The 17,769-nt window shown below is 65.8% G+C and carries 17 protein-coding genes; 13 read left to right on the forward strand and 4 right to left on the reverse strand.

The genetic code is table 11. The annotated features are described in order from the left end of the window. Positions 1–39: 39 nt before the first annotated feature. The gene (locus tag ACHFB9_RS10545) at positions 40–1,173 is read right to left on the reverse strand and encodes a M14-type cytosolic carboxypeptidase (RefSeq protein WP_417067005.1); all 1,134 of its coding nucleotides are present in this window, start codon (positions 1,171–1,173) and stop codon (positions 40–42) included. A gap of 175 nt (positions 1,174–1,348) precedes the next feature. Here ACHFB9_RS10545 and bioA point away from each other — a divergent pair, with 175 nt between their 5' ends. From bioA to msrB, 6 genes are all read left to right on the forward strand, one after another. Further along, the gene (bioA, locus tag ACHFB9_RS10550; RefSeq protein WP_417067006.1) at positions 1,349–2,656 is read left to right on the forward strand and encodes an adenosylmethionine--8-amino-7-oxononanoate transaminase; all 1,308 of its coding nucleotides are present in this window, start codon (positions 1,349–1,351) and stop codon (positions 2,654–2,656) included. A gap of 19 nt (positions 2,657–2,675) precedes the next feature. Further along, on the forward strand, positions 2,676–3,812 hold the full coding sequence (gene bioF, locus ACHFB9_RS10555) for an 8-amino-7-oxononanoate synthase (RefSeq protein WP_417071372.1): 1,137 nt from the start codon (positions 2,676–2,678) through the stop codon (positions 3,810–3,812). Then, on the forward strand, positions 3,812–5,299 hold the full coding sequence (locus tag ACHFB9_RS10560; RefSeq protein WP_417067008.1) for an alpha/beta fold hydrolase: 1,488 nt from the start codon (positions 3,812–3,814) through the stop codon (positions 5,297–5,299). Before bioF ends, ACHFB9_RS10560 begins: the two co-directional genes overlap by 1 nt. After that, positions 5,296–5,967: a dethiobiotin synthase gene (bioD, locus tag ACHFB9_RS10565; protein ID WP_417067010.1), complete on the forward strand. Its 672-nt coding sequence runs from the start codon at positions 5,296–5,298 to the stop codon at positions 5,965–5,967. The genes ACHFB9_RS10560 and bioD overlap by 4 nt, the downstream gene beginning before the upstream one ends. Positions 5,968–6,000: 33 nt before the next feature. Continuing rightward, entirely contained in the window at positions 6,001–7,173 is a 1,173-nt protein-coding gene (locus ACHFB9_RS10570) for a DUF2863 family protein (RefSeq protein WP_417067011.1), read from the forward strand. Between the two features lie 66 nt (positions 7,174–7,239). Continuing rightward, entirely contained in the window at positions 7,240–7,653 is a 414-nt protein-coding gene (gene msrB, locus ACHFB9_RS10575) for a peptide-methionine (R)-S-oxide reductase MsrB (RefSeq protein WP_417067012.1), read from the forward strand. A 5-nt stretch (positions 7,654–7,658) separates the two neighbouring features. On the opposite strand, the gene ACHFB9_RS10580 is transcribed toward msrB, so the two are convergent. Further along, positions 7,659–7,877, reverse strand: a complete 219-nt coding sequence (locus ACHFB9_RS10580; RefSeq protein ID WP_417067014.1) for a hypothetical protein — start codon at positions 7,875–7,877, stop codon at positions 7,659–7,661. Between the two features lie 260 nt (positions 7,878–8,137). After that, a complete protein-coding gene (locus ACHFB9_RS10585) occupies positions 8,138–10,273 on the reverse strand; it encodes a S9 family peptidase (RefSeq protein ID WP_417067015.1) in 2,136 nt (711 codons plus the stop codon). A 276-nt stretch (positions 10,274–10,549) separates the two neighbouring features. On the opposite strand from ACHFB9_RS10585, the gene ACHFB9_RS10590 reads away from it, so the two are divergent. Continuing rightward, positions 10,550–10,672: a hypothetical protein gene (locus tag ACHFB9_RS10590; RefSeq protein WP_417067016.1), complete on the forward strand. Its 123-nt coding sequence runs from the start codon at positions 10,550–10,552 to the stop codon at positions 10,670–10,672. A 135-nt stretch (positions 10,673–10,807) separates the two neighbouring features. Next, positions 10,808–11,008 carry a DUF3079 domain-containing protein gene (locus ACHFB9_RS10595; RefSeq protein ID WP_417067017.1) on the forward strand — a complete coding sequence of 67 codons (201 nt, stop codon included), beginning with the start codon at positions 10,808–10,810 and terminating at the stop codon, positions 11,006–11,008. A 3-nt stretch (positions 11,009–11,011) separates the two neighbouring features. Here ACHFB9_RS10595 and nfsB read toward each other — a convergent pair whose 3' ends face one another. Further along, positions 11,012–11,665, reverse strand: a complete 654-nt coding sequence (nfsB, locus tag ACHFB9_RS10600) for an oxygen-insensitive NAD(P)H nitroreductase (RefSeq protein WP_417067018.1) — start codon at positions 11,663–11,665, stop codon at positions 11,012–11,014. A 110-nt stretch (positions 11,666–11,775) separates the two neighbouring features. On the opposite strand from nfsB, the gene ACHFB9_RS10605 reads away from it, so the two are divergent. From ACHFB9_RS10605 to ACHFB9_RS10625, 5 genes are all read left to right on the forward strand, one after another. Then, on the forward strand, positions 11,776–12,540 hold the full coding sequence (locus ACHFB9_RS10605) for an AraC family transcriptional regulator (protein WP_417067019.1): 765 nt from the start codon (positions 11,776–11,778) through the stop codon (positions 12,538–12,540). A gap of 67 nt (positions 12,541–12,607) precedes the next feature. Then, positions 12,608–13,228 carry a LysE family translocator gene (locus ACHFB9_RS10610; protein ID WP_417067021.1) on the forward strand — a complete coding sequence of 207 codons (621 nt, stop codon included), beginning with the start codon at positions 12,608–12,610 and terminating at the stop codon, positions 13,226–13,228. Positions 13,229–13,310: 82 nt separating this feature from the next. Continuing rightward, the gene (locus ACHFB9_RS10615) at positions 13,311–15,002 is read left to right on the forward strand and encodes a LytS/YhcK type 5TM receptor domain-containing protein (RefSeq protein ID WP_417067022.1); all 1,692 of its coding nucleotides are present in this window, start codon (positions 13,311–13,313) and stop codon (positions 15,000–15,002) included. Next, positions 14,999–15,715, forward strand: a complete 717-nt coding sequence (gene btsR, locus ACHFB9_RS10620) for a two-component system response regulator BtsR (RefSeq protein ID WP_417067023.1) — start codon at positions 14,999–15,001, stop codon at positions 15,713–15,715. The genes ACHFB9_RS10615 and btsR overlap by 4 nt, the downstream gene beginning before the upstream one ends. A 121-nt stretch (positions 15,716–15,836) precedes the next feature. After that, positions 15,837–17,636 (forward strand): carbon starvation protein A, encoded by a 1,800-nt coding sequence (locus ACHFB9_RS10625; RefSeq protein ID WP_417067024.1) that lies wholly within the window; start codon positions 15,837–15,839, stop codon positions 17,634–17,636. Positions 17,637–17,769: the final 133 nt, after the last annotated feature.

Raw genomic sequence — 17,769 nt, forward strand, 5'->3', positions numbered from 1 at the left:
CTTCAAAGTTTAGCATCGCCCCCCCGCGTAAGGCCCGTCTCAGAACGCTTCGAGGTGTGCGAGCACCGGCAGAAGCATCGCCTCCCCTAGCCTTTGGCTGCGCGCGCCGTTCCAGCCGTGCAGCGGATCGGGAGCCGCTTCGTTGTCCTTGAATGGCATCTCCAGAGTCAGTGCGACGCAGCCGAAACGATGCGCGGTCCACTTCGAACCCAGGGTCAGCATCTCCTCACCGAATCTGTCCTCGGCGTAGCCGTGACGGCGCTGGAAGTCCGGCGAAGCGCGCTCGAGCCCGACCAGGAAAGCCTCCTGCAGCGCGCGATTGCTGTCGCCGTAGCCGGGCACCATCTGCGAACCGTCGATGAAGACCCAGGGCAGCGTCTCGTCGCCGTGGATGTCGAGGAAGAGCTCGACTCCGCTCGCCTCCATTGCGCGCCGGACGGCCAGGATCTCGGGACTGCGCCGGGCGTCGGGCGCCAGCCATTCGCGGTTCAGGTTCGCGCCGACCGCGTTCGAGCGCAGATTGCCGTGGAAAGCGCCGTCCGGGTTGACGTTGGGCACGACCCACAGGCAGGCCTTCTCGCGGACGCGCCGCGCAACCGGATCCGCGTCATCGATCAGGCGGCGGGTGAGACCTTCGGTGAACCATTCGGCCATCGCCTCTCCCGGGTGCTGGCGGGCGATGATCCAGACGTTCGGTTTTCCGGCAGCGGCTTCGCCGAAGCGCAGGCAGTCGATCTCGCGCCCTTCGACGCTCTGCCCCAGGCTCAGCAGTTCGACCCCGGGATGATTGGCCACGGATCCGATCCACTCGAAATGACGTTCCTCGGAGTAAGGTTCGAAATAGGCGAGCCAGATCGCATCGCGCTCGGGCTGCAGACTCACGTTCAAGGCCCGTCCATCGAAGTGCGTTTCGGGCAGGCGGAACCAGTGGTGACGGTCATAGCTCGCGACGAGCTTGTAGCCTTCCCAGCCGCCCGGATAGCTCGTCTCGGCGGCGTTCTCGAAAGTGAGGCCCAGCGCAAGCCCCTTCGCGCCCGAGATGCGGAAATGAAACCACTGACGGAAATCGCCGGCGTTATCGTCGCGAAAACGCAGGCGGATACGGGAAGGATCGCTCGCATCGACAACCGTGATCGCACCACTGTCGAAAGAGCTACTGATCGAAACTGACATTCACGACTCCTCGCTGTACATGGCCGCATTCCGCTGATCCGCCGCGCGGAAGAATCATCGGCAAACCGGCCAAAGAGCGGCGATGATAAGCGCAGCGCCGACGCGCGCCAATTTGACACCCGGAGCGAGAGCGGCAAACATGAAGGCAGCGAACATGTCAAAACACAAGGAATCCATGCCCCACAGCGACCTGCTCTCCCGCTCGCTCGCCAGCGTCTGGCATCCCTGCACCCAGATGAAGCAGCACGAAACGCTGCCCCTGGTTCCGCTGGCCCGCGGCGAGGGACTCTGGCTCTACGACACCGAGGGCCGGCGCTTCTTCGATGCGATCAGCTCCTGGTGGGTCAACCTCTTCGGCCACGCCAATCCTCGCATCAACGCCGCGGTGCTCGCGCAGATGAACACGCTCGAGCACGCGATGCTCGCCGGCTTCACGCACCGCCCCGTCGTCGAGCTCTCCGAGCGGCTCTCGGCGCTGACCGGCAGCGCCTTGGGGCATGCCTTCTACGGCTCGGACGGCGCCTCGGCCATCGAAATCGCACTGAAGATGAGCGCGCACTACTGGCGCAACACCGGCCACCCCGAAAAGAACCGCTTCGTCTGCCTCGCCGGCAGCTATCACGGCGAGACCGCGGGCGCGCTGTCGGTCACCGACATCGCGCTGTTCCGCGACGCCTATGCGCCGCTGGTCCGCGTCTCCGATACCGTCGCCAACCCCGATTCCCGGCAGAGCGCCTCCGCTCTGCATGCCGCCGAACACGCGGCCGACGCGCTCCATGGTTATCTGGCCGAACACGCGAACTCGATCGCTGCGCTGATCGTCGAACCCCTGGTGCAGTGCGCAACGGGCATGGCGATGTACGACCCCGAATACCTGCGCCGGGCGCGCGCGATCTGCGATCGCTACCATGTTCACCTGATCGCCGACGAGATCGCGGTCGGCTTCGGCCGCACCGGCTCGTTCTTCGCGTGCGAGCAGGCGGGAATCGTCCCCGACCTGCTCTGCCTGTCCAAAGGCATCTCGGGGGGCTATCTGCCGCTCTCCGCGGTGCTCAGCTCCGATGAGATCTACTCGGCCTTCTACGACGACGAGAAGACGCGCGGTTTCCTGCACTCGCACTCCTATACCGGCAACCCGCTCGCCTGCGCCGCGGCCCTGGCCTCGCTGGATATCTTCAGCCACGACAAGGTCATCGAGACCAACAAGAACCGCGCCGCAACGCTGACCTGGCTTGCCGAACCGCTGGCCACCCATGCCGCGGTCCGCTCCTTCCGCCACACCGGCATGATCTGGGCTTTCGACGTCGAGACCGAGGATCCGGCTTTTGGGCGCAAGCTGTTCGCGGCCGGACTCGACAACGAAGTGCTGCTGCGCCCGATCGGCAAGACCGTGTACTGGATGCCGCCCTACCTCTTCGACGACCGGGACGCCGCATTCCTGGTCGAGCGGACCGGCCTTGCGCTGGAGGCCGCGCTTGCCTGAGACCACGCTGTTCGAAAAGATGGAGCGCGAACTCGAAGCGCTGACCAGGGCGGGGCTTCGCCGTCGCCGCCGCACCGTCGCAGCCCGCTCCGCGGCCCGCTATACGGTCGATGGCCGGCCGACGATCAACTTCGCGAGCAACGACTATCTGGGCCTCGCCGATCACCCGGCGATCACCGACGCGGCGATCCGCGGCGCGCGGCGCTGGGGCGTCGGTTCGGGGGCTTCCCATCTGGTCAGCGGCCACTTCGCGGTGCACGAGGAACTCGAACGTCGCCTCGCCGCCTTCGTCGGCTGCGCCGCCAGCCTGCTCTTCTCGACCGGCTACATGGTCAACAGCGGCGTGATCCCGGCCCTGGTCGGCCGCGGCGACGCAATCTTCGCCGACCGGCTGATCCACGCGTCTCTGGTCGATGGCGCGCTGCTCTCGCGCGCCGACCTGCGCCGCTACCCGCACGGCGATCTCGCCGCGCTCGAAAAAGCGCTCGCGGCTTCCCGCGCGCCGAGAAAGCTGATCGTCACCGACAGCGTCTTCAGCATGGACGGTGACATCGCGCCGCTGCCCGAGCTGCTTCGGCTCGCCGAACGCTTCGACGCCTGGCTGATGGTCGACGACGCGCACGGCTTCGGAGTGCTGGGCCCTCAGGGTCGGGGCGCCTGCGCGCAAGCCGGCCTCTCGTCCGAGCGCATCGTCTATATCGGCACGCTGGGCAAGGCTGCCGGAGTCAGCGGCGCCTTCGTCGCCGGCAGCGCCCGCCTGATCGAATGGCTGCTGCAGAAGACCCGCAGCTACATCTTCACAACCGGTTCCGCCCCCCTGCTCGCCGAAGCGCTGCTCGCCGCGCTCGACCTGATCGAAGAAGGCGACGCGCGGCGCGATAATCTTGCGCGCCATATCGGGGCACTGCGCGCCGCGAAGGTGGACCGCGCCGAGCTGCTGCCCTCGACAACCGCGATTCAGCCGCTGATCCTCGGAGATAACGCGCGTGCCAGCGCCTGCGCCGAGCAGCTGCTGGAAGCCGGCCTCTGGGTTCCGGCGATCCGCCCCCCCACGGTTCCTGAAGGCAGTTCCCGGCTGCGCATCTCGCTGTCGGCTGGCCACACGCAAGAGCAGGTCGCGCAACTGATCGGCGCGCTGCAAACCCTGAAAGTCTGATGACCCAAGTCTGTCTGCTTCCCGGCTGGGGCTTCTCCCCCGCCGTCTTTTCCGCTCTGCTCTCCCGCCTGCCCCGGCAGTGGCGCGTCACGGCCCCTGCGCTCGAGGCCACAGCCGGAGAATCGCTCGAATCCTGGGCGCACCGCCTCGCCCCGCTCATCCCCGAAGGCGCGGTGCTGATCGGCTGGTCGCTGGGCGCCCAACTCGCGCTGGCGCTGGCCGCTCAGGGGACGAAGGCCTCGGCTCTGGTCGCGATCGCCGCGAGCCCCCGCTTCACCGCGTCCGATGACTGGCCTGCCGGGCTCGCCCCGGCCACTGTCGAGCAGTTCCGCTCGGGCTGGGAACACCAGCGCCAGAAGACCCGCAAGCGCTTTCTGGCACTGCAGGTGCTCGGCGAAGCGCAGCGCAGCGAGCTGCTCGCCGAGCTCGAACAGGCACGGCTGCCCGAGGACGCTCCCGGTCAGACGGATGCGCTGCGAATACTCGCCGAGAGCGATCTTCGCCCGCAGGTCGGACAGATCAGCACTCCGACGCTGCTGATCCACGGTGAAGCCGATGCGCTGATGCCTCCCGCCGCGTCCGCCTGGCTCGCCGGGAGAATCCCGGGCGCGCGCCGGCTCGTCCTGCCCGCCTGCGCCCACGCCCCCCATGTCGCGCAACCCGAGGCCGTCGCCGACGCGATCCTCGCCTGGCTGGCCACGCTGCCGACAGACGCACGCGCCGAACGCCGCAGCATTCGCGCCGCCTTCGACGCGGCGGCGGATCATTACGACGCGGCGGCCGGCCTGCAGCGCGAAGTCGCCAGCGCACTCGCCGAGAGCGCAAGCTTCGAAGCCGGAGCGCAAGGCATCGCGCTCGACGCCGGCTGCGGCACCGGTTTCGGGCTGGATCTGCTCGCCCGCCGCGCACCGCGGATGACGCGCCTAGGCCTCGATCTCGCGCCAGCCATGGCCCGGGCCAGCCAGGATAGAGGCACGGACACGCTCGCCGCCGACATCGAAGCGCTGCCGCTCGCCGACGGATCCATCGACCGCTACTGGTCCAGCCTCGCCTGGCAGTGGTGCGATGCGGCTCTTGCCGCCCGCGAAGCTTTCCGCGTGCTCGCGCCGGGCGGCATCCTGAGCGTTGCGACGCTGGGTCCCGAGACTCTCGCCGAAGTCCGCGCAGCCTTCGCAACGATAGACACAAAGCCCCATGTGCGCCGCTTTGCGAGCGAGGAGGCCTTGCGCGCCGCACTGACCCAGGCTGGCTTCACCGACATCGAGATCGCGCGCCGCGCGCACTTTGCCTGGGCCCCCGATCTGCGCACACTGCTCCACGCGATCCGCGCCATCGGCGCCCATACCTTGGGAGAAGCCCGCCGCCGTGGCCTGATGGGCCGCAGCGCCTGGAAGCAACTGAACACTCACTACGAGCGGTACCGTCGCGCCGAGGGCCTGCCCGCCCGCTACGACGTGCTGCAAATCCATGCGAGGAAAACACGATGAACGCCTACTTCATCACCGGCACCGATACCGAAATCGGCAAGACTTTCTCAACCTGCGCGCTGCTCCACGCCGCGCGCACCAGGGGGCTGACCGCGGTCGGCTATAAACCGATCGCCGCCGGCGCCGAAGATCACGACGGGCTCTTCGCGAACGAGGACGCGCTGGCGCTGCAAACCGCGGGAAGCCCCGGCTTCGCGCTCGCCGAGATCAACCCGATCTGCCTCGGCGAAGCGATCGCTCCGCACATCGCCGCCGCGAACGAAGGCCGCTCGCTGGCCTTCCCGCCGCTCGTCGCCGGTCTCGAAGAGCTCGCTTCCCGCGCCGACCTGGTTCTGGTCGAAGGCGCGGGCGGTTTTCGCGTGCCGCTGACGCCCGAACACGATTTCGCCGATCTGGCCCGCGCCTTCGGCCTGCCGGTGATCCTGATCGTCGGCATGAGACTGGGCTGCATCAACCACGCCCTGCTGACCGAAGAGGCAATCGCCACCCGTGGACTCAGGCTGGCGGGCTGGGTCGCGAACACGCTGGAGCCGGTGATGCCGCGCTTTGCCGAGAACCTGGCGACGCTCAAGACGATGATCCAGGCGCCACTGCTCGGCGTCCTTCCGCACTGCGCGGGCGGCCCGGCCGAAGCGGCAGGCGCGATCGCGCTACCCGACGGGCTATAATCGCCAGCTCGAATGACCGACCGGATTTCCCCGATGAAGCGCTCCCGTTTCAGCCGCCGCAGCAGCGGCCTGTCCCCCGAGGCAGAACAACTCGTCTGGCTCGCCAGCGGGCTCTCCGAATCCGGCTGCCGTGCCGAAGACCGTTTCTGGGAGACGCGTCTGGCCACCCAGATCGAAGCGCTGCTCGACGAAGGCGACGAAGAGACACTGAACGCGGCGATGGACCACCTGTTCACGGCCAATCCGCGCGCCTATGACGAGCTCGCCGACGCGCTCGAATCGCTGTCCGAGTCCAGCATCAATGCCCAGACCGGCGACGATCTGCTCTTGATCGCTGCGCCGGTCATGGCCTGGTCGCGTTTCTCGATCCCGGCGATGACGCTCGCCGCTCCCCAGCTCGCGAGCCTGCGCGTCCATCTGCAAGCTCATGTGTTCGCCGACGGCGTCAAGCTCGCGCTGGCCGACTTCATGTTCAGCCCGGATCAGCTTCCCCAGGGCTATTGCGACACCCGCCGCTTCGCGCTCGCACTCGGCGAAGCTGCGCGCGCCGGGCACGACCTGAAGGTTTCGCGCGAAAACATGCCCGAAACCGTTCGCTTCCTGTCCGATGTCCGCTATCTGCTCGCCGCGGTCGTCGTGCCGGCTGGCCAGCCGCTGTTCCGCTGGCAGGAAAATGATTCGAGCCGCGAACAGGCGCTCGCCCAGTGGCGAGCCCAGGGAGGCGCGGTGATCGCGACGCTGATGCCCGGCTGCGCCTGCGACATCGTGCTGCCGGAAGCCTACTTCGCGGCGAGCCGGCAGGCCGACCGCGAGTCCCGCCCCTACTCGCTGCGCGCCTCGGTCGCCTTCCTGACAACGACGCTGGAAGTGCCGCCCGGCGAACTCAGGGCGGTCATCGCGCCCTACCATGACAAGCAGCTCGAAGAGTACCGGATCGCCTTCACACAGACCGACTCGGACAAGGTCGTGCACGGCGTCGTCTGGCCCCTGCTCGGCGCCGAGGACGAGACCAGCGAGATCGCGCAGCAGATCGAAACCGCGCTGCGCGAGTGCGGGCTGGACCAGATCCAGCACCTCGAGAACCGCTTTCCTCTGGAGTACTGCGACGACTGCGGCTCGCCGATGTACCCGTCTCCGGAAGGAGAGTCGGTCCACGCCGAACTCCCCGAAGAGAAAGCCGAGTCGATCCCCCGCCATCTGCACTGAGCCGGGAACCAAAAGGCCTGTCCCCACCTCTCACTGGCGCTGTTTGAATCCGACCGAGGCGAGGACATGGCCAGGAAGATCGAAAAGACCGACCGACAGTGGCGCGAAGAACTCACTGACGAGCAGTACCGGGTCACCCGCCAGGGCGGCACCGAGCGCCCCTTCACCGGCGCGTACTGGAACGAGTGGCGGGCCGGCGAATACCGCTGCAGCGGTTGCGGCGCCCCGCTGTTCCGCTCCAGCGACAAGTTCGATGCCGGCTGCGGCTGGCCCAGCTTCTCGGCCCCTGCGCCAGCGGCAGACATCGCGACCGAGGAAGACCGCCGCTTCGGCATGATCCGCACCGAAGTGCATTGCGATGCCTGCGGCGCCCATCTGGGCCACCTTTTCGACGACGGCCCCGCGCCAACCGGCCAGCGCTACTGCATCAACTCCGCGTCGCTGAAGTTCGCGAGCGATGAAACGGGCAAATCTGAGTGAATCGCTCAGGCGTGGGTATCGACGTTACCGCCTAGTTTTCCGGAACTACTGGAAGCGTTGGGGCCGCCGCGGTAATGCTCATAGACTTCGTAGCCGATGATTGCAGCGGTGACGAGAGGGTGCGCCTCCGCGAGCGATGCCACCTTGGTAACGACCGACGAGGTGACCTTGAGCAACCCTCCTCCCACTGTACCGACGAACGAACTCACGCCACTCAAACCCATCACCCACTCCAACACGTTCAAACAGCAAAGACTCAGCAAGTTCCGAGCCAGCCCAAGCCCCCTGAACTCAGGGCCGATCCCTGCGACGGGGCGGCAATTCTTGCCGTTGCGAGCTCGGCGAGGCTGGCGCGGCGCGGCTCACCGTTGCCGCACCGGCCTCGCGCGAGCAACCCCGAATCAGGCCGATCCGAACATTCCGCCAGCTCGGCGGGGCGGTCGATCGCGATGACTGCGGTGCGCTCAACCGCCCAGGCTTTTCCCTAGCCGCGGATGCCCAGCTGATCGAGCATGAACTGGAATTCGATCGCGGTCTCGCGCAGGCGCTCGAAACGACCGGACTTGCCGCCGTGGCCCGCTTCCATGTTGATTTTGAAGAGCAGCGGATTAACATCGGTCTTCATGGCTCTCAACTTTGCGACCCATTTCGCCGGTTCGTAGTACTGGACCTGGCTGTCCCACAGGCCGGTCGACACCAGCATCGCCGGATAGGCCTGAGCCTTCACGTTGTCGTAGGGCGAATAGGCAAGCATCGCGTCATAGGAAACCTTCTCTTTCGGATTGCCCCATTCGTCGAACTCGTTCGTCGTCAGCGGAATCGATTCGTCGAGCATCGTCGTCACGACATCGACGAAGGGCACCTGGGCGATGATGCCGCGATAGTCCGCGGGAGCCATGTTCGCAATCGCGCCCATCAATAGCCCCCCGGCACTGCCGCCTTCGGCGAAGACCTTGTCACGGGCCGCGTACTTCTGAGCGACCAGAGAGCGGGTCACGTCGATGAAGTCGGTGAAGGTGTTCTGCTTCTTCAAGAGCTTGCCCTGCTCGTACCAGTCCCGCCCCATCTCCTGCCCGCCGCGGATATGCGCGATCGCGACGACGAAGCCGCGGTCGGCCAGACTGACCCAGTTCGAGCGGAAGGCCGGATCCATCGACATGCCATAAGAGCCGTAGCCGTACTGGAAGAGCGGAGCGCTGCCGTCGCGCGGCGTGTCGCGGCGATAGACCAGCGAAACCGGAACCTGGGTGCCATCGCGGGCCGTCACATGGAGGTATTCGGTACGGTACTTTGTCGGATCGTAGCCGGGAACGGGCTGGGTCTTCAGCCGCGTGCGCGCACCGCTCGACCAGTCGTACTCGTAAGTACTCATCGGCGTCGCCAGCGAGCTGTAGTCATAGCGGATGCGTGTGGCCGAGAACTCGGGGTTCCAGCCCAGGCTCATCAGATAGCTGGGCTCATCGGCCGCGATCAGCCTGTCCTGTTTGCCGTCCCAGGATTTGACCCTGAGCTTCATCAGCCCGCCCGAGCGCTCGCTGACGGCGATGAAGTCCCTGAACGCATCGAAGCTCTGGATGAAGGCATCCTCGCGCGCGGCGACGACATCGCGCCAACGATCGCGCCGGGCGACCTCAACGATCGGCACGCGGACGATGCGAAAGTTCTTCGCCTTCCAGTTGGTCCTCAGCACGAAATCGCCGCCGACATCCATCACCTGGTACTCGTGATTCGCCTCGCGCGACAGCACGACCGAGAACTTCAGCTTACGATCGGAGGCCAACGCATAACGCCACTCGCTCTGCTGCGTGCTCTTCGCCTCGATGTAGAGGAAGCGCCCGGTCTTGCTGCGGGAGAACGACAGGTAATAGCTGTGATCCTTCTCCTCATAGACGAGCTGATCGTCCTTCTGCTCCGTGCCCAAGCTGTGCCGATAGACCTTGGTGCTGAGCAGAGTCACCGGATCCTTCGCGATATAGAGCAGCGTGCGACTGTCGGCCGCCCAGAGCACATCCGGTTCGACATTGCTGAGGCGATCGGCGAAGAATTTCCCACTCACGAGATCCTTGAAACGGACCACGAACTGGCGCCGCCCGACCGTGTCCTCGGCATAAGCGAGCAGCTTGTCGTCGGGGCTGACCGCATAGCCGCCGATCTGGAAGAAGCTCTTGCCGGCCGCCAGTTCGTTGCCATCGAGCATCACCTGCTCGGGCGCGGCGAGCTTTGCCTTGCGCCGGCAGTAGATCGGGTATTCCTTGCCCTTTTCAAAGCGGACCGAATACCAGTAGCCCCTCAGGCGGGTCGGCACGGTGCTGTCGTCCTGCTTGATCCGTCCGACCATCTCCGCATAGAGCGTATCCTGGAGCGCCTTTCCGGGCGCGAGCTGCGCCTGCGTATACGCGTTCTCGGCCTTCAGGTAATCGAGCACTTCGGGAGACTGACGGCTGTCGTCCCTCAACCAGTAGTACGGGTCCTCGCGCGCGCCGTTCGGCGACTGAACCTGATAGGGCTTGCGTGCGGCAACCGGGGCCTGGAGCTCTTCGGCGCGCAGGTCTGCGGATAGCAAGGCGATGACACCGGCGAGCACGAGCAAGGCACGGGCGGGAAAACGCGGAGAACTCATCATGATCCTCGGGGAAAGCGAAGCAGTCCTGTCCCTTATACCAAAACTGCTGCCTTCCCAGAGGTCGTTTTGTATCGCAGTGCATCAGTCACCGACGCTAGCGAACGATCAGGACGCCCCGCCGAGTTCCCGCCAGACTGGATCCGCCCGACCGGCTCGGGCGACAGCGACAGCCTCAGCCTGGCTGTCTAGACAAACGGAACTGAGTCACTTTGAATCGGCCCGGCTTTTTGCTATCCAGTTATGCCGCGTCGGTGCGATTGCCTTGGGGAAATGATGAACCAGACACGCCTCGTGCGCAGCAGCGGCTATCCGGCTCTGGATCAGGCGGCGCAGCAAGCGGCGCAGGCGCGGGCCGTCAGCGCACTGCAGAATTTCGACTTCGAGTGGGCGGATTGAGACAGCCCCGGCCCACAAAACTTGTCGGAGCGGAGTCAGAGGACTACATTGATCCCCCGCCTTTGCAAGCGCGAAAACCCTTATGCATCAATGGTTTTTGACGGCAAGGGCTCGCATCGCGACTGGACAAGCACCATGCCCCCCAAACTCCCAACCCACCCCAAACATCCCGAACGGATCTGCTGGGGCTGCCAGAACTACTGTGGCGCCGACTCGCTGTCCTGCGGCAACGGCTCCGAGCGCACGCCCCACCCGGTCGAGCTCTTCGGCGAGGACTGGCTCGAATGGGAGCTCGGCGCGGGCGACAAAGAGGACGGAAGCGGGCAAAAGCCCTGAGCTTCAGATCCGCGTGATCACGGCCTCGGCGGGAAGCCGGGACTTGGGCAGGCGGGCATTGAAATCATCGGCGGAGCTATAGCCCAGGCCGACGACGACCAGCGACGTGAAGCCCCTCTCGTTCAGACCCAGCTCTTGGTCGAGCAGGTGGGAGTCGAAACCCTCCATCGGACAGGCATCGATCTCCAGGCTCGCCGCGTTTGTCAACAGAGCGCCCAGCGCCAGATAGACCTGCTTCTCTATCCAGGTCTGCAGGTCCTTGCGCTCGAAGCGGTGGACGTCCGTATAGAAAGCGCGGGCCTTCCTCTGGTTCGCCTTCGCTTCTGGCGTCGGGAAGCGCCCGTCGGCGTCCTCGTGCTCCAGCACCGCATCCAGGTGGATCCGGTCCAGCGAAACCCGGGCGCAGAGCACGATCACATGCGAGGCATCGCGGACTTTCGGCGCGTTGTAGGCGTAGTTGCCGGGCATCGCTTTAGCGACGCGCTCCTTGCCTTCGGGCGTCGCCGCGAGCACGAAATGCCAGGGTTGGGAGTTGACCGAGGACGGAGCGAAGCGAAGCGCTTCGAGCAGATCCTCGATCTGCGGGTCGGGAATGCGCCGCTCGGGATCAAAAACCTTGGTCGTGTGGCGGGCCCGCGCGATATCCGAGACTGTCATGGAAAACCTCTCTGAGTGGGTCGTTTCTCTGTCCGGCGATGATACGCCGGCAGATTTGAAAGCCGGTGTGACGCTATGATGCACCGATCGCCGCACAGCGAGGAATGCCCGTGAACGCCCCCTCTTCCCAGACTCGCTTCTGGCGCCCCCTGCCCTGGCTCGAAATCCGTCAGTCGCACGAGATGCGCGAGCGTTTCGTGCGCCACACCCACCCCGGACTGAGCATCGGCCTGATCGACCGGGGCGCGACCGTGCTCGACCTGGGCGGGCGGCGCGTGCCGCTCGTGGCCGGTCAGGCGGTGTTGATTCCTCCTGGCCTCGCCCATGCCTGCAACCCCGAGCCGTCGCAGCCGTGGAGCAACCGGATGGTCTTCGTTGCCGCCGGGGCGAACTGGGCACTGCCCGAAGGCGGCCAGGCGATCGTGCTGCGCGACCGCGCGCGCTGCTTGAAGCTCAGGGCCCTGATCACGCGCCTGTGCCGTCCCCACGCGAAATGGATCGACGCGTTCGCGCTGATGCGGGCGCTTAAAAGCCTTGCCGGAGAAAGGGGGCGGATCCGCAGCAGGCCAGCCTGGCTCGCGCCGATCAAGCACGGTCTGCTCGCCGGGAACGGTGAGACGCTCGCGACGCTGGCGCAGCGGGTGGGGCTGAGCCGCTGGCAGCTGATCCGCGCTTTCGCTGCAGCAACCGGCCTGACTCCCCACGCCTGGTTGCTCGATCAACGCGTGCAGCGCGCCCGCGAACTGCTGCGCGAGCCCGGCCGCAGCCTCAGCGAGATCGCGCTGACGACCGGCTTCGCGGACCAGAGTCATTTCAGCCGCGCCTTCAAGGCCCGCACCGCGGTCACGCCGGGGCGCTACCGCGGCAAGCCCTAACGCAATTTCGTACAAGACGGGACGCAGCGCAGCGCCGATGCTGGAGGCCCTTCCTCCAGGAGACATCATGTCCGCGCTGCAGAGTTTCATCCTGATCGCCACGGCCCATTTCCTCGCGCTCCTGAGTCCCGGTCCGGACTTCCTGCTGATCCTTGCGACCAGCACCCGCCACGGCAGCCGGGCGGGAGTGCGCGCCAGCGCCGGCATCGCGCTCGCCAACGGCGTCTATATCGCGGTCGCGCTGGCCGGCGTCTCGGCGCTCGCCCGCTCGCCCGCGCTGCTCTCAGCCCTGGGCTGGGGGGGAGCGGCCTACCTTGCCTGGCTGGGCGCAAAGCTGCTCAGCGCTAAGGCGGCGGACCACCCGGCCTCATCCGCCGCCGATCCGGCCGCCGATACTGCCGTCTTTCGCGCGGGCTTCCTCTCGGGTCTGCTGAACCCGAAGAACATGCTGTTCTACTTCAGCCTGTTCAGTCTGGGGGCGGAACAGGGCAGCGCGCTGACCCGCACCGGCTACGGGCTCTGGATGTTCACGGTCGTGTTCTGCTGGGATGCCTGGCTCGCCCGCTCTCTGGGCCGGGGTCGCCTGCACCAGTGGTTCAACGCCCGCCAGAGAAAGATCGAGCGCGGCTGCGGCGCCCTGTTCGTGCTGCTCGCGGCCGGCCTCGCCCTGGGCGCTCGCGGCGCCTGAGCTCATCGCTCTTTCCCTGAGTACCTCCCGCCGGGTTAGGATCCGCTCTTTGCGCCAGTGGCGCGGCGAACTTCGGAACGGCATGAACGAGCAACTGGGCCTGATTCTTCTCCTGCTGCAGCAGATGTGCGTGTATCTGGTCATCGCCTATCTGCTCAGCAAAACCCCTCTTTTCATCCCGCTGACCCAGGTCACGATCCGGCTGCCGCACAAGCTGCTCTGCTACGCGATCTTCTCGGTGTTCTGCATCCTCGGCACCTACTTCAGCCTGCCGGTCGATGACTCGTATGCGAACACGCGGGCGATCGGCGCCGTGCTCGGAGGGCTGCTCGGCGGCCCGTCGGTCGGCTTCGCGGTCGGGCTGACCGGGGGCTTTCACCGCTACTCGCTGGGCGGCGTCACGGCTCTGGCCTGCATGGTCTCGACGGTCACCGAAGGCCTGATCGGCGGGGCGATCCACCGCTACCTGATCCGCCGCGGCCGGGTGCTGGAACTCTTCAGCCCGGTCAGCGCCGGTCTGACGGCCTTTGCCGCCGAGATCGCGCAGATGACGATCCTGCTTGCGATGGTCAAGCCCGCCGATGTCGCGATCCGCCTGGTCAGCGACATCGCGCTGCCGATGGTGATCACGAACACGCTGGGCGCGGCGATGTTCATGCGCATCCTGCTCGACCGCCGGGCTCTGCTCGAAAAGTATTCGATCGCGTTCTCGGCCCAGGCGCTGAAGATTGCTGCGCGCGCCGAAGGCGTGCTGCGCCAGGGTTTCGACCAGGAAAACAGCATGCGCGTCGCGCGGATCATCTACGAGGAAACCGGCGTTGGCGCGGTCGCGATCACCGACCGCGAGAAGCTGCTCGCTTTCATCGGCATCGGCAGCGACCATCACCTGCCCGGCACCCCGATCACGTCTCCGCACACCCACACCGCAATCGCGACGAACCAGGTCTTCTACGCCGACGGCAACGAGATTCCCTATCGCTGCTCGATCACGCCCAACTGCAAGCTCGGCTCCTCGCTGGTGATCCCGCTGCGCGGCGAGGAAGGCCGCGTGATCGGCACGGTCAAGCTCTATGAGCCGAAGAGCAAGATCTTCGCGTCGATCAACCGCACGCTCGGCGAAGGCATTGCGCAGCTCCTGTCGAACCAGATCCTCGCCGGGAAGTTTGAGCAGCAGAAGCAGCTCTTGGCCCAGTCCGAGATCAAGCTGCTGCACGCCCAGGTCAATCCGCACTTCCTGTTCAACGCGCTGAACACGCTCTCCGCGGTGATCCGCCGCGACCCGGAGCGGGCGCGCGAGCTGGTCAAATACCTGTCGACCTTCTTCCGCAAGAACCTCAAGCGCCCCAGCGACGAAGTGACGCTGCAGGACGAGCTCGAACATGTGAACGCCTATCTGCAGATCGAGCTGACCCGCTTCGCTGGCCGCCTCTCGGTGACGATCGACGTCCCCGAAGCGCTGCAGGGCGTGCATCTGCCCGCCTTCTCGCTGCAGCCCATCGTCGAGAACGCGATCAAGCACGGCACCTCGCAGATGTTCGGCCCGGGAGAAGTGCACATCCACGCCACTGAGCCCCAGCCCGGCGAGCTCGCCTTGAGCGTCGAGGACAACGCGGGCCTGTTCGAACGCAAGGCCGGAGGGGATGGCCTGGGCATGGGCCTCGTCGACCGCCGGATCAAGGCGAGGTTCGGCGAAACCTACGGCGTCAGCGTCGAATGCGAAGCGGGGCGCTACACCCGCATCACTCTTCACCTTCCCAGCCAGAGCCCGACATGAAAGCCCTGATCGTCGACGACGAACCCTTTGCCCGCGAAGAGCTGCGGGAGATGCTGGCCGGCACCGAGGACATCGAAGTCGTCGGCGAGGCGAGCCACGCGGTCGAAGCGCTGACCGCGATCGCCCGCTTGCGCCCCGACGTGGTCTTCCTCGACATCCAGATGCCGCAGATCAGCGGCCTGGAGATGCTGGCGATGCTCGATCACGAGAGCATGCCTTATATCGTGTTCCTGACCGCCTATGACGAGTACGCGGTCCGCGCCTTCGAGGAAAACGCTTTCGATTACCTGCTCAAACCGCTGGATCCTCAGCGTCTCGCGAAGACGCTGGCGAGGCTCAGGCGCGAACGCAGCAGCCAGGATCTGGCGCCACTGCAGAACGCGTCCCCGCTCCGCCATGTGCCCTGCTCCGGACACAACCGGATCGTGCTGCTGCGCATCGACGAGATCGAGTACGCGACTTCGAAGCTCAGCGGCGTCTATGTCGCCGGCGCCGACGGCGAGGAGCGTTTCACCGAGCTGACGCTGCGCACGCTCGAAGAGCGCGCGCCGCTGCTGCGCTGCCACCGCCAGTATCTGGTGCATCCGGATGCGATCGCCGAGATCGAACTGGGCGAAGCCGGCCTCGCCGAGATCCTGACCCGGGGCGGCAAGAGGCTGCCGGTCAGCCGCCGTTACCTGCGCGAACTGAAGGAAAAGCTGGGCATCGCGTGAACCGCTCGCGGCTGCCGGCAACCGCTCGCGAGCGCCGGCGACCGCTCACCGTGAAATCCCGTTTTCAGTGCAGGGGCTTTTGTTAGCGTGGCGCCCGTCAATTTCTGTTGGAGCGCCAACCATGGATCACGCAATAACATTTGTGATCGCCACGCTATGCATCCTCGCCATCTGCTACCGCCTCTATGGCGTGTTCTTTGTGCGCAAGGTGCTTCGCGCTGACGACACCCAGGTCACCCCTTCCCACGAGCTTCAGGACGGCAAGAACTACGTGCCGACCAAGAAGTGGGTCAACTTCGGCCAGCACTTCGCGGCGATCGCCGCTGCCGGCCCGTTGGTCGGCCCGGTCCTTGCCGCCCAGTTCGGCTACCTGCCCTCCTTCCTGTGGCTGCTGATCGGCTGCGTGATCGGCGGCGCGGTGCACGACACCGTCGTGCTCTTCGCGTCGATGAAGCATCAGGGCAAGTCGCTGTCCGAAGTCGCGAAGGCCGAACTCGGCCCGGTCGCCGGCTGGTGCACGGGTCTGGCGATGCTGTTCATCATCACGATCACGATGGCCGGTCTGTCGATGGTCGTGGTCCATGCGCTCGAACGCAATCCCTGGGGCACTTTCGCGGTGTTCATGACGATCCCGATCGCGATGGTGCTGGGTCTCTACGAGCGCTTCGGTGGCAGCATGAAGTACGCGACCTACGTCGGCATCGCCGCGATCATGGCCAGCGTTCTGGCCGGTCCTTACATCCAGGGCACGACCTTCGGCAACTGGCTGAGCCTGCATGCGACCACGGTGAGCCTGCTCCTCCCGGTCTATGCCTTCTTCGCCTCGGCACTGCCGGTCTGGATGCTGCTGACTCCGCGCGGCTACCTGTCCAGCTTCATGAAGATCGGCGTGTTCGGCGCGCTGATCGTCGGCGTCGTCTTCATCAACCCGGCCGTCCAGTTCCCAGCCATGACCGCCTTCATCCACGGCGGTGGCCCGGTGCTCTCCGGTCCGGTATGGCCCTTCATCTCGATCACGATCGCCTGCGGCGCAATCTCCGGCTTCCATGCCTTCATCGGTTCGGGCACTACCCCGAAGCTGGTCGACAAGTGGAGCGACATCCTGCCCGTGGCTTTCGGTGCGATGCTGGCCGAATGCCTGGTTGGCGTGATGGCGCTGATCGCCGCGACCGCGCTGCACCCCGCCGACTACTTCGCGATCAACTCGTCGGCTGAAGCCTTCGCGAAGCTGGGCATGAACGTCGTCGATCTGCCCCGGCTGTCCCACGAGATCGGCATGGACCTGTACGGTCGCACCGGCGGCGCGGTCACTCTGGCCGTCGGCATGTCCTACATCTTCACGAAAATCCCCTGGTTCACGTCGCTGGCGTCCTACTTCTTCCAGTTCGTCGTGATGTTCGAAGCGGTGTTCATCCTGACCGCGATCGACTCAGGAACCCGCGTCTCGCGCTACCTGATCCAGGACTTCGCCGGCGACCTCTTCCCGAAGATGAAGCAGCTCGACTGGATGCCCGGTGCGATCGGCGCCAGCGCGGTGGCCTGCCTGCTCTGGGGCTATCTGCTGAACTCCGGCGACATCAACTCGGTCTGGACCCTGTTCGGCGTCTCGAACCAGCTGATGGCTTCGGTCGGCCTGATCATCGGCGCGACGATCATCCTGCGCATCGGCCAAAAGCGTCGCTACGCGCTGACCTGCCTGATCCCGCTCGCCTACCTCTATGTGACGGTCAACTACGCCGGCTACTGGATGGTCACCCACGTCTATCTGAACCCGGCCGCGAAGGGCTACAGCATCTTCAACTCGATCTTGTCGGTCACGATGATGGTGCTGGGTTTCGCGATCCTGGTCTCGGCGATCTCGAAGTGGAAGGAGCTGTTGGGCCTGCGCAGCCAGGGCAAGCTCGTTCCCGCCGCCGCCTGATTCCTAGGGACTGCGTCATCGAAGCCGCCGGCCAAAAGCCGGCGGCTTTTTCATGTTCACGGCCCGCTCAGTATCCTTTTCCGGCGTTCGCGCAATGCCGCACACAGGCCTTCTCCGCGCTCACCCGGCGCAC

Origin of the sequence: Niveibacterium terrae (assembly GCF_048213115.1) — a bacterium.
In the GTDB taxonomy this organism is placed as follows: Bacteria; Pseudomonadota; Gammaproteobacteria; order Burkholderiales; family Rhodocyclaceae; genus Niveibacterium; species Niveibacterium terrae.